We start from the raw sequence: 14,578 nt of genomic DNA, 5'->3' as shown, positions 1-14,578 counted from the left end.
CGCCCGGTGCCCGCACGGGCGCATCCGATAACGTCGATCCTGCCGGCATCGCCATCGCAGCACCGGCCACTGTCACTTGAAAAGGATCACGCCATGAAGACATTGATGTTCGCCACCCTGCTCTCCGCCCTGTGCGTCGCGCTGCCCGGCCGGGCCAGCGCAACGCAGCCCGACACCGCGACTGCGCCGCAGACGTACGCCGCGACCGCTTCCGCATCGTTGTCGTCGCAACCGGCATGGAACGCGCGACCGGCGACGCCGCTGACACGTGCACAGGTTTATCGTGAACTCGTCCACGCCGAACGCGACGGCCAGCTCGCGCAGCTCAACCGCGAACTCTATTCGCACTGAGCGCACGCAACCGAACCTGCCGCGCGACGCGCGGCATCGCGCTGTGCCATCTGCCAGGCACAGCGCGATGCCGCTCCGTCACCCGCCCGCGTCGAACCTGAACCCGAATCGCGCAACCGTTTCGATGCGCGCGGAAAACGCGTGTGCGGCCAGCTTGCGCCGCAACCGCACGACCAGCGCATTGACCGTCTCGGGTTCGACGTCGGCATCACCCCACGCATAACGCAGCACGGCATCGCGCCCGACCGGTCGCCCCGCTTCGCGCAACAGGCATTCGACGAGACGAAATTCCCGCATGCTGAGCGCCAGCCTCCGGCCCCGCTCCTCGAGTGCACGCGCGGCCACGTCGAGCCGGACCGACTCGCGCATCGCGATGACACCGTTGCGGCGCCACAGCGCACGCAACCGCTCGTGCAGCTCCACGAACGAACAGGGATGGGCAAGACACACATCGCAGCCGGCCAGCAACATCCGCGCGCGTCGCGCAGGTGTCGTGCCAGCCACGATCGCGGCAATCGTCGCGCCGCCCGCCGATGCGGCGAGTCGCGGCAATGCCTCGAGCATCGCGGGGTCGGCAGCGGTATCGGGCGCAATGATCACGATGGCATCGAACCGGTCCTGGGTCGCCACGAAGCAGCCATCGCGCCATCCGTCGACGCGCTCGACGCCGTGCGTGCTCTCGCGAAAGGCCTTGTCGAGCCGCGCCGCCTCCGGGTTCGGCGAAGAAATCAGCAGGATGCGCATCGCTCGTTCCCCGACGCCGTCATGCGAGCGAGCGCGGCCAGCATTCGACCGTGATCGCCGCACCGGCCACCGGTGCATCGCCGATCCGCAGCGCAAAGCCGTGCACGCGCATCACCGCCGAGACGATGCTCAGCCCCAGCCCCGAGCCGCTCACATGGCGCGTGCGCTCGCCGCGATAGAAACGCTCGAGCACCGCGTCGCGTTCGCCGGGCGGGATGCCGGGCCCGGTGTCCTCGATCCGCACGAGCGGCCCGCTCGGCGTTGACTGGAGCGCGACGCGCACGCGGCCGCCCGGCGGCGTGAACTTGATCGCGTTGTCCGCGAGATTGCTGAATGCCTCGAACAGCAACGCACGATCGCCATGAATGCGGTCGACCGATGCTGAAGCGAGTTCGAACGACACGTCGACGGCTTCGGCCAGCGGCTCATAGAGCTCGCAAACGTCGCGCAGCAAGGCCGCGACATCGACCGCGGCAAAGCCGCCACGCCGGCTCAGCGTGCCGATCTCGGAGATGCGCAGCATCGCGCGAAAGCGCTCGAGCAAGCGGTCGGTCTCGTCGCGCGCCGACGCGAGCAATGCCGACGACGCAGGGTCGCCCGCGCAAAACGGCTGCTCCGCGAGCCGGGCCAGCATCGTGTGCACGCGTGCGAGCGGCGTGCGCAGGTCGTGCGCGATGCCGTCGCAGGTATGACGCACCTCGCCCATCAGCCGCTCGACTTCGTCGAGCATGTGGTTCACGAGATGCGCGAGCAGGTCGAGTTCGTCGTAGCGTCCGACCGGCAGCCGCTTGCCGAGATCGCCCTCGGCGATCTGCCGCGTGACGCGCCGGATCGCGGCGACGCGGCGCATCTGCCGCATGCCGAGCATGCTGCCGCCCGCGATGCCCGCGATCAGGATCATCACGCCGCCGATCACGAGCCCGCGGATCGCGACATCGCGGATCTGGATGAAATGCGACAGGTCGCGTGCGACGACCAGCGTCATCCCGTTGTCGCGGCGTACCGCCATCGCGCGCGTGATCGGCGCGGGCTGGCCGTCGAGCGGCGCAAGCGTGCGGTTCAGCGTGCGTCCGTGGCGATCCGTGCGCAGCGCGGGCGGCGTCGCGATGTCCCCGGCCACGCGGCGCCCGTTCGCGTCGAACAGCCCGTAGAAACTGGTATGCATGTGCTCGTGCTCGAGCCGCCGGTGGATCGCGAGCGGCAGCTCGGCATCGGGAATCGAATCGAAATAGATCAGTTGCCACGCGAGCACCTCGTCGGTGTCGCGCGCCATCGTGTGCGTCGCGGCCACGCTGATCACGCCCGCGAGCACGAGCAGCGAAACCGAGAAGATCGCCGCATACGCGCACAGCCACCGAAACGTCGTCGTGTGCCAGCGGCGCGTGAAGTTCGCCGCGCGAGCCGCATCCATCCGGGCCTCCGTCATGCGAGCATGTAGCCCGAGCCGCGCACCGTCTGGATCATCGGGGTCACGCCGGGCGGATCGATCTTCTTGCGCAACCGGCCCATGTGGACATCGATCAGGTTGGTGCCGGGATCGAAGTGATAGCCCCATACCGTCTCGAACAGCATCGTGCGCGTGATCGTCTGCCCCGCATTGCGCATCATGAATTCGAGCACACGGAACTCGGTCGGTAGCAGCGGAATCTCGTCGGCCCCGCGACGCGCGCAGCGCGAAATGAGGTCGAGTTCGAGCGCCCCGACCTTCAACAGCGTCTGCTGCGGCACGCCCGACGCCTGCCGGCGACGCAGCAGCACCTCGATGCGGGCGCTCAGCTCGCCGGAATCGAACGGCTTCGTCAGGTAATCGTCGCCGCCCGCGCGCAGCCCGCGGATGCGCTCGTCGACATCACCGAGCGCGCTCAGCATCAGCACCGGCGTATCGATGCCGACCGTGCGCATCGCGGTCAGGATCGCGAGACCGTCCGCGCCCGGCAGCATCCGGTCGAGCGTGATCGCGTCGTACGATGCGCTCATCGCGCGCAGCATGCCTTCGCGGCCGTTGTCGATCCAGTCGACCTCGAACCCGCGCGCGGTCAATTCGCCGACGATTTCGTTCGCGGTCACCGCATCATCCTCGACCGTCAGTACTCGCATGGTTGCCCTCGCAATGAACGTCATGACGGGCGCACGCGATGCGCCCGCGACTATCGTAGCCGCCTCGATCGCCGTCCGGCGCTACATGAAAAATGCTTCATCCGGCGCCGTGGCGCACGGGTGAAACATGTTTCATCCGCGCGTCGCCCGCCCCGTCGTGCACGCCGCCTACGCTGACGTCATGCGGCATCGGGCCGCGCAACCAGGAGCTACCGGATGAAACTGTCGACTACCGTCGCCTGCATGCTGCTCGCATGCGCCAGCACCGCCGCGTTCGCGGCACCGCACCTGACGCCGCAGGAATGCAACGCGTATCCGTTCGTCCACACCGGCCACGACGTCACGCATGCGGACCTCGTGCGCGAGCTGACCGAACTCGAACAGGTCGGCTACGAGCCAGCGCATGCGAGCCCGTATTACCCCGACGATCTCGACGGTGCAAAAGATCGGCTCGCCGCCGAGTATCGTGCGGACTGTTCGCATGCGCTGACCGCCGATGCGGGCGCCCGGCACTGATCCTGCCACCCGGCACAACACGGCCGGGAAAAGCAAAAAGGCGGCACGCGAGTGCCGCCTTTTCTGCATGAACGCGCATGGATTGCTACCGCTGCGCTTGGCTGCCGCTCAGCGCGACATCATGTTCATGCTGACGTTGTGCATCACCCACAGCGTGCCGACGATCAGGATCACCGCGGTCAGCACCGTGTAGCTGAACGCCATCACGTTCCAGCGCTGCCCCGACGAGCCGTTCATGTGCAGGAAGTACACGAGGTGCACGACGATCTGCACGAACGCGAGCACGGCCAGCGCGACCAGCGACGCGTGCGGCGACAGCACGCCGCCCATCACGAGGCCGAACGACGCGGCCGTGAGCAGCACCGACAGGATGAAACCGGCGACGTAGCCGCCGACACTGCCGTGCCCTTCTTCGAGTTGAGACGAATGCGAATGGGCCATTTAGATCACGCTCGCGAGATAGACAAAGGAAAACACGCAGATCCACACGATGTCGAGGAAGTGCCAGAACAGGCTCAGGCACGTCAGGCGTCGCAGGTCGCGATCGGTCAGGTCGCCGCCGCGCAACACGATCTGCCCGGCGAGCACGATCATCCACAGCAGGCCGGCCGTCACGTGCAGCCCGTGCGTGCCGACCAGCGTGAAGAACGCCGACAGGAACGCGCTGCGCTGCGGGCCCGCGCCCTCCGCGATCAGGTGCGAGAACTCGCGCAGTTCCATCACGAGAAACGCCGCGCCGAGCACGAACGTCACCGCGAGCCACGCGAGCAGCGCGCCGCGCCGCTGCTTGTACGCAGCGAGCATCGCGAAACCGTACGTGATGCTCGACAGCAGCAGCGCGCCCGTTTCCACCGCGACGCCCGGGATATCGAACAGGTCTTTCGCGGTCGGCCCGCCCGCATACTGCTGGCCGAGCACCGCGAACGTCGCGAACAGCGCCGCGAAGATCACGCAGTCGGTCATCAGGTACAGCCAGAACCCGAACACCGAATGCGACGGCGGATGGTCGTCGTGCTCGAGCAGGGTTGCACTCAAGGTTTTCTGCAACATCAGTTGGCCTCCAGTTCCACGTCGTCGACGCGCGCAGCCACGCGCTTCGTCGGCTGCTTGTCTTCGATCTTCCGCACCGTCGACGCGGGGATGTAATAGCCGTCGTTGTCGCGCGAGCTGTAGATCACGAGCGTCGCGACGATCCCGACCAGCCCGCCGATCGCCATCCACCAGATGTGCCACACCAGCGCGAAGCCGAGCACCAGGCTGAAGATCGCGACCACGAGGCCCGCGCAGGTATTCGACGGCATGTGGATGTCGCGAATCGCCGCCGGGTTCGGCCGGCCTTCGCCGTGTGCCTTCATGTCCGCATACGCGTCGAGCGTGCGCACTTGCGGGATCACCGCGAAGTTGTAGTCGGCCGGCGGCGACGAGGTCGCCCACTCCAGCGTGCGGCCGCCCCACGGATCGCCCGTCGTGTCGCGGTACTCGGGCAGGTTGCGGTTGCGGATGCTGACCACCAGCTGCAGCAGCTGGCATGCAATGCCGATCGCGATCAACACCGCGCCGAATGCGGCGACCAGCAGCCACGGATGCCAGGCCGGGTTGTCGTAATGGTTGATCCGGCGCGTCATGCCCATGAAGCCGAGCACGTAGAGCGGCACGAATGCGACGTAGAAACCGATCTGCCAGAACCAGAACGCGGCCTTGCCGAGCTTCTCGTTCAGCTTGAAGCCGAACGCCTTCGGGAACCAGTAGTTGAAGCCCGCGAGATAGCCGAACAGCACGCCGCCGATGATCACGTTGTGGAAGTGCGCGATCAGGAACAGGCTGTTGTGCAGCACGAAGTCCGCGCCGGGGATCGCCATCATCACGCCGGTCATGCCGCCGAGCGTGAACGTGACCATGAAGCCGATCGTCCACAGCACGGGCGTCGTGAATTCGATCCGGCCGCGATACATCGTGAACAGCCAGTTGAACACCTTCACGCCGGTCGGGATCGCGATGATCATCGTCATGATGCCGAAGAACGCGTTCACGTTCGCACCCGAGCCCATCGTGAAGAAGTGGTGCAGCCATACGAGGAACGACAGCACCATGATCGCGCAGGTCGCGTACACCATCGTCTTGTAGCCGAACAGCGGCTTCTTCGCGAACGTCGAGATGACTTCCGAGAAAATGCCGAACGCCGGCAGGATCAGGATGTACACCTCGGGGTGACCCCACGCCCAGATCAGGTTCAGGTACAGCATCGCGTTGCCGCCGGCTTCGTTCGTGAAGAAGTGCATGCCGAGGTAACGGTCGAGGCCGAGCAGCGCGAGCGTCGCGGTCAGGATCGGGAACGACGCCATGATCAGCACGTTCGTGCAGAGCGCGGTCCACGTGAACACCGGCATCTTCATCAGCGTCATGCCCGGCGCGCGCATCTTGATGATCGTCACGAAGAAGTTCACGCCGGTCAGCAGCGTGCCGACGCCCGAGATCTGCAGCGCCCACAGGTAGTAGTCGACCCCTACCCCCGGACTGAACTGCAGCTCCGACAGCGGCGGATACGCGAGCCAGCCCGTCTGGGCGAATTCGCCGATCACGAGCGAGATGTTGATCAGGATCGCGCTGACGGCCGTCATCCAGAACGACAGCGAGTTGATGAACGGGAATGCGACGTCGCGCGCGCCGATCTGCAGCGGCACGATCAGGTTCATCAGGCCGACCATGAACACCATCGCCATGAAGAAGATCATGATCACGCCGTGTGCCGTGAAGACCTGGTCATAGTGGTGCGGCGGCAGGTAGCCGGGCCCGTTGTACGAGAGCGCGAGCTGCATGCGCATCATGATCGCGTCCGCGAAGCCGCGCAGCAGCATGATCAGCGCGACGATGATGTACATCACGCCGAGTTTCTTGTGGTCGACCGTGGTGAGCCATTGCGTCCACAGCCATTTCCACCGGCCGGTGATCGTCAGCGCGGCGAGGATGCCCAGCACGACCAGCCCCATGAAGGCGCCGGCCCCCATGATGATGGGCTGATCGAACGGGATCGCCGAGAGTGTGAGTTTGCCGAACATGCGTTACCCCTTCGTGCCGCAGGCGGCGTCCTTCAGGTCGAGGACGTGGCCATCGTTGTATTTCGCGATGATGTTGTGGAAGAGCCGCGGATCGACCGACGAGAAGTAGCGCACGGGCGCCTTCTCGCTCGGCTGCGCGACGGTGCCGTACACGGTCGCGTCGAGCCGGTCCGGCGACGCCTTCACCTTCTGCACCCATGCATCGAACTGTTCGCGCGGCTCGGCGAGCGTGCGGAACTTCATGTCGGAGAAGCCGCGGCCGCTGAAGTTGGCGGACGTGCCCGCATAGTTGCCGGGCTCGTCGGCGATCAGGTGCAGGCGCGTCTGCATGCCGGCCATCGCGTAAACCTGGCCGCCGAGCTGCGGGATGAAGAACGAGTTCATCACCGAATCCGACGTGATGCGGAAGTTCACCGGCGTGCCGACCGGAATCGCGAGCTGGTTCACCGACGCGATGCCGAGTTCCGGATAGATGAACAGCCACTTCCAGTCGAGCGCGACGACCTCGACGTCGATCGGCTTCACCGACGACTCGAGCGGCTTGTACGGGTCGAGCTCGTGCGTGGTCTTCCACGTGAGCACGCCGAGGAACAGGATGATCAGGGTCGGCACCGTCCAGATCACGACCTCGATCGCGGTCGAGTGCGACCAGTTCGGCGCGTAGGCGGCGTTGCGGTTCGACGCGCGGTAACGCCACGCGAACCACAGCGTGAGCAGGATCACCGGCACGACGACGATCAGCATCGCCCAGGTGGACGTCGCGATCAGCGCCTTTTCGGCAGCGCCCACGCTTCCTTTCGGATTTAGTACATCTAAATTACAGCCTGACAGGCTCAAAGCCGCGCCGATCGACATCAGCGCCACTCCGCCTTTTGAAGCTTTTCTTTTCATCACACAGCCCGAGGGTCATTGAATCCGTTTGCGTATGCCCGATGCGCATTCGATCCACGAAAGTGGCCGAATCATACGTCGCGCGAGTGCGATGAAAAACCAGCTAATGCGGAAAATCATCATTGCAGAAACTGCCGTGAGACAGATTGTCGCGGGGCAATTTCACGCAGCCGGAAGCCGGCCCGGCGCGGTGTGCGCCGGACTGCGACGGAATCGATGCGCGCGCAACGACCGCACCGCCGTGCGGTGCACACCACTCCGTGCGACGTGCCGCGATCAGCCGCGCGTCGATGCCATGTACGACGGCTGCGGCTGCGCAGGGCCGTCCCCTGTCGGCAGCTTCGAATGGCTCGCGTCTTCGATCAGCCGTCCGACGGTCGGATCGATCGCGTCGGTGAACGGCTTCGGATCGATGCCGACCGCCAGCACCACGAGTGCGAGCGACGCGAACATCACGATCTCGCGACGGTTCAGGTCCGCGAGCTTCGCGATCCGCTGGCTCGCCACCTTGCCGAACACGACGCGCTTGAGCATCCACAGCGTGTACGACGCGCTGAGGATCAGCGTCAGCGCCGCGATCGCGCCGATCCAGAAGTTGAAGCGGATCGCGCCCATGATGACCATGAACTCGCCGACGAACCCCGACGTGCCCGGCAGGCCGACGTTGGCCATCGCGAACAGCACCGTGAAGGTCGCGAAGCGCGGCATCACGCCCGCGACGCCGCCATAAGCGGCAATCTCGCGCTGCTTCGTGCGATCGACGAGCACGTTCACGCACAACAGCATCGCGCCCGCGACGAAGCCGTACGACACGAGCTGGACGATCGCGCCTTCGACGCCGATCCGGTTGAACAGGAACAGCCCGAGCGTGACGATCCCCATGTGCGCGACCGTCGAATACGCGAGCAGCTTGCCGAGATCGGTCTGCGCGAGCGCGATCAGGCTCGCGTAGACGATCGCGAACAGCGACAGCGCGATCACGGCCGGCGCGAAGAAGTGGCTCGCATCGGGCGTGACCGGCAGCGCGAAGCGCAGGAACCCGTAGCCGCCGAGCTTGAGCATCGCGAGCATCAGCGCGGCGCCGGTCGGGCCGTCGGTGTAGACGTCGCTCAGCCACGTGTGGACCGGCCACATCGGCACCTTGACCGCGAAGGCGGCGAAGAAGCCGAGGAACACCAGCAACTGCGGCGCGAAGCCGAGCTGCAGCGTGCGCCATACGGCCATGTCGAACGTATGCGACTGCGCGTACAGGTACAGCATCGCCATCAGCAGCAGCAGCGAGCCGGCGAACGAGATGAAGAAGAACTTCACGGCCGCGTACACGCGACGCTCGCGCCCCCACGTGCCGATCAGCAGGTAAAGCGGGATCAGCGTCGCCTCGAAGAAGATGAAGAACAGCAGCCCGTCCTGTGCGACGAACACGCCGACCATCAGCCCCGACAGGATCAGGAACGACGCGTAGTACTGCGCGACGCGTACCGTGACCGACTCCCACGACGCCACCACCACCACGAGCGTCGTGAACGCGGTCAGCACGACGAGCCACAGCGACGCGCCGTCGATGCCGACCCGCCATCCGGAATTGAATGCCGCCAGCCAGTTGCGGCTTTCGACGAACTGCATCGCGGCCGAGTGCGCATCGAAACCGGCAACCAGCGGCACGACCGCCGCAAGCCCCACCAGCGCGCCGACGAGCGCGATCAGCCGGGTACGGCGTGGATGATGGTCGGAACCGGCGCGCAGCAGGCACGCGCCGAATAGGATCGGAGCCCAGATGGCCAGACTCAGGAAGGGGAAATCATGCATGTCAACAAGGCCTTGATGAAGTCGCGCACTGCATCGGGGACAGGCGAGACGAAAGGAACGAAATCAAATCGACAGGTAGATTTCGTGAATCGCCAGCGTTGGCAAAATGTAAAGCGGCATCATCGGAAAACTTGACGCCGCTCAAATGCGATCGGGTTAACCAGCATAAGGCGATTGATTATTTTCTGCAGCGCAGCAGAGCATTGATTTTCATCGAAGCTCTATGCTCCTGATTTTTATGTGTAATTTTTTGTATTGCCCGATCAGATCGATCGCAAAAATCGACGCAGTGCCGCATTTTTGACGCAGGTGGCCTCTTTCAAAGGGTCCGAGCCGGATAATTGATGGTCGCCAAGGTAGCGCGTGTGCGGCTCTCAATTCTTACAACAATACTTTCATTTTAATTTCACTCAGCCTTGCTCGACGCAAGTCGAGGGAATGGTTACCTCACCTCGCCTTCATGTTCCCGAGCGCGATCGCCGATGACTCAGGCGGCCCGCATGTGCATCTTCATCGCGTGATGACGGTCGTGTTGCGGAGGAAATTGGAAGAAGCGGCTTCCACGCGTGGCATCGGCTAGCGTCGATCATGCCGCTCGGGGCGGGCGGCGCCGACAAGCGACATGTCGCTGCCGCTCAACCCAAGCCAAACACGCATCGAACACCGCCAGCCCCGCCCGAATCCACCGGCGAATGAATCCCAGCCACATCCCGCACCGCGCGCTCCGCGGCGCCCGAAAAAGAAAAAGCCCCGCAAGTCCGAGAACTTGCGGGGCTTTGTCACCGCTTTTGGCGGAGACGGAGGGATTCGAACCCTCGATCCAGGTTTTGGCCCAGATGCTCCCTTAGCAGGGGAGTGCCTTCGACCTCTCGGCCACGTCTCCCAAACTTTCGCTCGCACCAGGGAGGCAGTGCGACGAGAACGAAATAATATAGGGTTTCGAACCGCGCGTCAATTTCCGTGATGCATTTTCTTCAATGCATCACGAAAAATTCACGATGCCTGGTCGAGTTCGAATGCCTTGTGCAGCGCGCGGACGGCCAGCTCCATGTATTTCTCGTCGATCAGCACCGAAATCTTGATTTCGGACGTCGAGATCATCTGGATGTTGATGCCCTCTTCCGACAGCGTGCGGAACATCTTGCTCGCGACGCCCACGTGCGAACGCATGCCGACGCCGACGACCGACACCTTCGACACCTTCGGGTCGCCCTGCACGTGCTCGGCGCTCACGTGGCCCTTCACCTGGTTGGTGAGGATGTCCATCGCCTTCTGGTAGTCGCCGCGGCCGACCGTGAACGTGAAGTCGGTCTTGCCCTGGACGCTCTGGTTCTGGATGATCATGTCGACGTCGACGTTCGCATCCGCGACCGGGCCGAGGATCTGATATGCGATGCCCGGCTTGTCGGGCACGCCCATCACAGCAATGCGTGCTTCGTCGCGCTGGAACGCGATGCCGGAAATGACTGCCTTTTCCATGGTCTCGTCTTCTTCAAAAGTAATCAGGGTGCCCGAGCGCATTTCTTCGTCGAGCGCAATCAGCGGATCGGTCAGGCTCGACAGCACACGCGTCTTCACCTGGTATTTGCCGGCGAATTCGACCGAGCGGATCTGCAGGACCTTCGAGCCGAGGCTGGCCATTTCCAGCATTTCCTCGAACGTCACGCGATCGAGGCGGCGCGCCTCTTCGACGACGCGCGGATCGGTCGTGTAAACGCCGTCGACGTCCGTATAAATCAGGCACTCTTCGGCACCCAGCGCAGCCGCCACCGCCACCGCCGACGTGTCCGAGCCGCCACGGCCCAGCGTCGTGATGTGGCCGTCCGGATCGACGCCCTGGAAGCCCGTGATGATCACGACCTTGCCTGCATTCAGATCGGCCTTCACGCGTTCGTCGTCGATCGAGTGAATGCGCGCCTTCGTGAACGCGCTGTCGGTCTTGATCGGCACTTGCCAGCCGGCGTAGCTCACGGCCTCGACGCCGATTTCCTGCAGCGCGATCGACAGCAGGCCGACGCTGACCTGCTCGCCGGTCGACGCGATCATGTCGAGCTCGCGCGGGCTCGGCTGGCTCGAAATCTCTTTCGCAAGACCGAGCAGACGGTTGGTTTCGCCGGACATCGCCGAAGGCACGACCACCATCTGGTGCCCGGCCTGATGCCATTTTGCGACGCGTTTCGCGACGTTCTTGATGCGCTCGACCGAGCCCATCGAAGTGCCGCCGTATTTGTGTACGATGAGTGCCATTGTCGTTCTGAACTGGAGGAGAAACCGCACGGGCGCGCTGGGCAGGCCGCGTAGCCGTTCGGTCACGCGGCTTGTGGCTGTGGACGGACGACGAGGGGGACGGCTGGGACGCAACACGCGAGCGTGACGGATTTTGCCCGGAAGGCCGATCAGGCCGCGCAAACCGGGTACGTCACGCGGAAAACCTGCACAAATCGCTCAAAAATCGAGCCGAGCAAACGACCGAGCGTACCCGATAGAGGCCCGCTTGACAAGCCGCGCGCGGCGTCCGGGGCCGTTCCGGCGCTGTTTACCAAATGGTGAAAATGCGCGTGCCATCGCGCCGTCAGGGGCCGCCGCCGCTATGCGATCAGCATGTCGGGACGCCACTCGATCCGGCGCCACGCGCCGTCACCGGGCGCCCCGCCGCCGGACAAGCCGGCATCGCGATTCACGCCGAGGCGCGGCACGTAGATCAGCAAGTCGCCAGCGAACAGCAGCGGGACGTCGCGCTGCCAGGCCGGCACGCCACGCTCCTGGAACAGGTTCTTCAGCGTACGCCCCGGGCCGCCCGGCGACGTGCGCATCCGCTCGCCGCCCGCGCGGGCACGCGCCGCCAGCCGCGTGCCGCGCAGCAGCGCCTCCGGCACCGCGTCGGCGCTTCCCGCCTCGGCCGGCGCGAACACGAACGTGCCGCGCCATCCCGGCAGGTGCCAGACTTCCTGCCCGTCCCACGCGAGCATTGCTTCCGGGTGCGGGCTCCCGGTGCCGTCATCGGCCGGTTCGCTGCTGTCGCCCGCTTCCCAGTAGACGACATCGCGATACAGGCGCAGGCATTGCCCCGCGTGATCGACACGCAGCGCATGGGCGACATGCGTGGCACGCAACTGCCGCATCATGTTGGCGAGCCGGGCAGCCGACGCACTCGGCAGACCGAGCCGACGCATCCAGAAGCGCAGCAGGTTCGCGCCGCGCGTATCGTCGAACGCGACCAACGCGTCGCGCGACAGTGCCTGCCCGTCGTCGCGCGCGGCAACGGCGAAGTCGAGCTCGGCCAGATCGTCGAGCAGTCGCTGCGCGGCCGCCGCATGCTGGGCCGCGCGGCCGAGCGCGTCGTGAAAGCCCGGGAAATGCACGGCCAGCGCCGGCAGCACGTCGATGCGCAACGCATTGCGCGCGTATCGCGTGTCGTTGTTCGATTCGTCGTCGATCCACGCCAGGTCGCGCTGCGTCGCATAGCGCTCGAGTTGCGCACGCAACAGTCGCAGCAGCGGGCGCACGCGCTCGACGCTCACGCCGTCAGGGCGGTAACGCGGCGCCATGGCGGCCAGCCCCGCGATCCCCGCGCCGCGCAACAACTGCAGCAACACCGTCTCGGCCTGGTCGTCTGCATGCTGCGCGAGCCACAGCGCGGCCGCGCCGTGGCGCTCGCACATCTCGTCGAGCGCCGCATAGCGCCGCTCGCGCGCCGTTGCCTCGACACCGAGGCCGCTGTCGCGCGGCACGTCGACGCGCATCGATTCGAACGCGACACCGAGCCCTGCGGCGCTGGCCTCGGCATGCGCCACCCACGCGTCGGCATTCGCACTGAGCCCGTGATGCACGTGCAGCGCGACACAGCGCGACGCGCCCGCGACGCGCACGGCCGCGTCGAGCAGCACCGTCGAGTCGAGGCCGCCGCTGTACGCGATCGCGATGCGTGCATCCGCCGGCATGCCGGAAAGCGCAACGCCGACCGCGTCGAGAACGACGCGGTCGGCGGAGAATTCGGTGGGCGGAATCACGAGAGGAACGCGCGCGCAGCGGCGCGCGATGGGAGGACGCAGCCGGTCATGCGCCCGGCGTGGTTTCCTTGAACTTGCCGTAGGCCATCAGGCGCTCGAAGCGACGCTCGCGCAGCGCATCGATGCTCATCCCCTGGAACTGGCGCAGCGAATCGGCCAGTGCACGGCGCAGCAGCGCAGCCATGCCCTTCGGATCGCGATGCGCGCCGCCGAGCGGCTCGTTGATGATCTTGTCGATCAGGCCGAGCGCCTTCAGGCGGTGCGCGGTCAGGCCCAGCGCTTCGGCGGCTTCCGGCGCCTTCGCGGCGCTCTTCCACAGGATCGACGCGCAGCCTTCCGGCGAGATCACCGAGTAGGTCGAGAATTGCAGCATCATCACCGTGTCGGCCACCGCGATCGCGAGCGCGCCGCCCGAACCGCCCTCGCCGATCACCGTCGTGATGATCGGCGTCTTCAGTTCGGCCATCACGTAAAGGTTGCGGCCGATCGCCTCCGACTGGCCGCGCTCTTCCGCGCCGATGCCCGGGTATGCGCCCGGCGTGTCGACGAACGTGAAGATCGGCAGACCGAACTTCTCGGCGAGACGCATCAGGCGTTCGGCCTTGCGATAGCCTTCCGGACGCGGCATCCCGAAGTTGCGCGCGGCGCGCTCCTTCGTGTCACGGCCCTTCTGGTGGCCGATCACCATGCACGGATGGCCGCCGAAGCGCGCGAGGCCGCCGACGATCGACACGTCGTCCGCGAATGCGCGGTCGCCGTGCAGCTCGTGAAAATCGGTAAACAGTTCCGCAACGTAATCGAGCGTGTACGGACGCTGCGGATGCCGCGCGATCTGCGAGACCTGCCACGGCGACAGGTTCGCGTAGAGGTCTTTCGTCAGTTGCTGGCTTTTCTTCGACAACCGCTCGATTTCTTCCGAAATGTCGACAGCCGAGTCGTCCTGCACGAATCGCAGCTCTTCGATCTTGGCCTCGAGTTCGGCGATCGGCTGTTCGAAATCCAGAAACGTGGTCTTCATGTGTTCGAATCCTTGGGTCTTGCGGCAGCGCGTATTCTACCCGCGCGGGCGACGCTCAAAACCGGCTCTCAACTATTGATGTTTAAAAC

At 65.3% G+C, this 14,578-nt stretch carries 13 protein-coding genes and 1 tRNA gene; 2 read left to right on the top strand and 12 right to left on the bottom strand.

The features are described 5' to 3' along the window. Window positions 1-93: 93 nt before the first annotated feature. Entirely contained in the window at window positions 94-351 is a 258-nt protein-coding gene (locus CFB34_RS30305; protein WP_089440472.1) for a DUF4148 domain-containing protein, read from the top strand. Between the two features lie 78 nt (window positions 352-429). Here CFB34_RS30305 and CFB34_RS30300 read toward each other — a convergent pair whose 3' ends face one another. The 3 genes from CFB34_RS30300 to CFB34_RS30290 are packed head-to-tail and all read right to left on the bottom strand — an operon-like array spanning window position 430 to window position 3,192. Next, window positions 430-1,095, bottom strand: coding sequence for a winged helix-turn-helix domain-containing protein (locus tag CFB34_RS30300; RefSeq protein WP_089440473.1), 666 nt, complete (start codon window positions 1,093-1,095; stop codon window positions 430-432). A 19-nt stretch (window positions 1,096-1,114) separates the two neighbouring features. After that, window positions 1,115-2,506: a HAMP domain-containing sensor histidine kinase gene (locus tag CFB34_RS30295; RefSeq protein ID WP_089440474.1), complete on the bottom strand. Its 1,392-nt coding sequence runs from the start codon at window positions 2,504-2,506 to the stop codon at window positions 1,115-1,117. Between the two features lie 11 nt (window positions 2,507-2,517). Further along, the gene (locus CFB34_RS30290; protein ID WP_039342574.1) at window positions 2,518-3,192 is read right to left on the bottom strand and encodes a response regulator transcription factor; all 675 of its coding nucleotides are present in this window, start codon (window positions 3,190-3,192) and stop codon (window positions 2,518-2,520) included. Window positions 3,193-3,408: 216 nt separating this feature from the next. Between CFB34_RS30290 and CFB34_RS30285 the strand changes: the two genes are divergently transcribed. Next, window positions 3,409-3,708, top strand: a complete 300-nt coding sequence (locus CFB34_RS30285; RefSeq protein WP_089440475.1) for a DUF4148 domain-containing protein — start codon at window positions 3,409-3,411, stop codon at window positions 3,706-3,708. 108 nt (window positions 3,709-3,816) lie between these two features. On the opposite strand, the gene cyoD is transcribed toward CFB34_RS30285, so the two are convergent. The 9 genes from cyoD to CFB34_RS30240 form a co-directional block, all read right to left on the bottom strand. Further along, on the bottom strand, window positions 3,817-4,149 hold the full coding sequence (cyoD, locus tag CFB34_RS30280) for a cytochrome o ubiquinol oxidase subunit IV (protein WP_089440476.1): 333 nt from the start codon (window positions 4,147-4,149) through the stop codon (window positions 3,817-3,819). Continuing rightward, the gene (gene cyoC, locus CFB34_RS30275; RefSeq protein WP_089440477.1) at window positions 4,150-4,758 is read right to left on the bottom strand and encodes a cytochrome o ubiquinol oxidase subunit III; all 609 of its coding nucleotides are present in this window, start codon (window positions 4,756-4,758) and stop codon (window positions 4,150-4,152) included. It lies immediately after the preceding gene. Beyond that, entirely contained in the window at window positions 4,758-6,764 is a 2,007-nt protein-coding gene (gene cyoB, locus CFB34_RS30270) for a cytochrome o ubiquinol oxidase subunit I (RefSeq protein WP_089440478.1), read from the bottom strand. Before cyoB ends, cyoC begins: the two co-directional genes overlap by 1 nt. Window positions 6,765-6,767: 3 nt before the next feature. After that, window positions 6,768-7,655 carry a ubiquinol oxidase subunit II gene (gene cyoA / locus CFB34_RS30265; RefSeq protein ID WP_089440479.1) on the bottom strand — a complete coding sequence of 296 codons (888 nt, stop codon included), beginning with the start codon at window positions 7,653-7,655 and terminating at the stop codon, window positions 6,768-6,770. 276 nt (window positions 7,656-7,931) lie between these two features. Beyond that, complete coding sequence (locus CFB34_RS30260) at window positions 7,932-9,461, bottom strand: NADH-quinone oxidoreductase subunit M (RefSeq protein WP_069248321.1); 1,530 nt, start codon at window positions 9,459-9,461, stop codon at window positions 7,932-7,934. Between the two features lie 789 nt (window positions 9,462-10,250). Continuing rightward, window positions 10,251-10,344: transfer RNA gene (locus tag CFB34_RS30255), tRNA-Ser, on the bottom strand. Between the two features lie 110 nt (window positions 10,345-10,454). Beyond that, window positions 10,455-11,708 (bottom strand): aspartate kinase, encoded by a 1,254-nt coding sequence (locus tag CFB34_RS30250; RefSeq protein WP_039364692.1) that lies wholly within the window; start codon window positions 11,706-11,708, stop codon window positions 10,455-10,457. A gap of 341 nt (window positions 11,709-12,049) precedes the next feature. Continuing rightward, window positions 12,050-13,471 carry a tRNA lysidine(34) synthetase TilS gene (gene tilS / locus CFB34_RS30245; protein WP_089440480.1) on the bottom strand — a complete coding sequence of 474 codons (1,422 nt, stop codon included), beginning with the start codon at window positions 13,469-13,471 and terminating at the stop codon, window positions 12,050-12,052. A 46-nt stretch (window positions 13,472-13,517) separates the two neighbouring features. Next, window positions 13,518-14,489, bottom strand: coding sequence for an acetyl-CoA carboxylase carboxyltransferase subunit alpha (locus CFB34_RS30240; protein ID WP_039364696.1), 972 nt, complete (start codon window positions 14,487-14,489; stop codon window positions 13,518-13,520). Window positions 14,490-14,578 lie beyond the last annotated feature (89 nt).

This window comes from Burkholderia sp. HI4860 (assembly GCF_002223045.2).
Taxonomy (GTDB): Bacteria; Pseudomonadota; Gammaproteobacteria; order Burkholderiales; family Burkholderiaceae; genus Burkholderia.
This window is presented reverse-complemented; position numbering and strand designations above follow the sequence as displayed.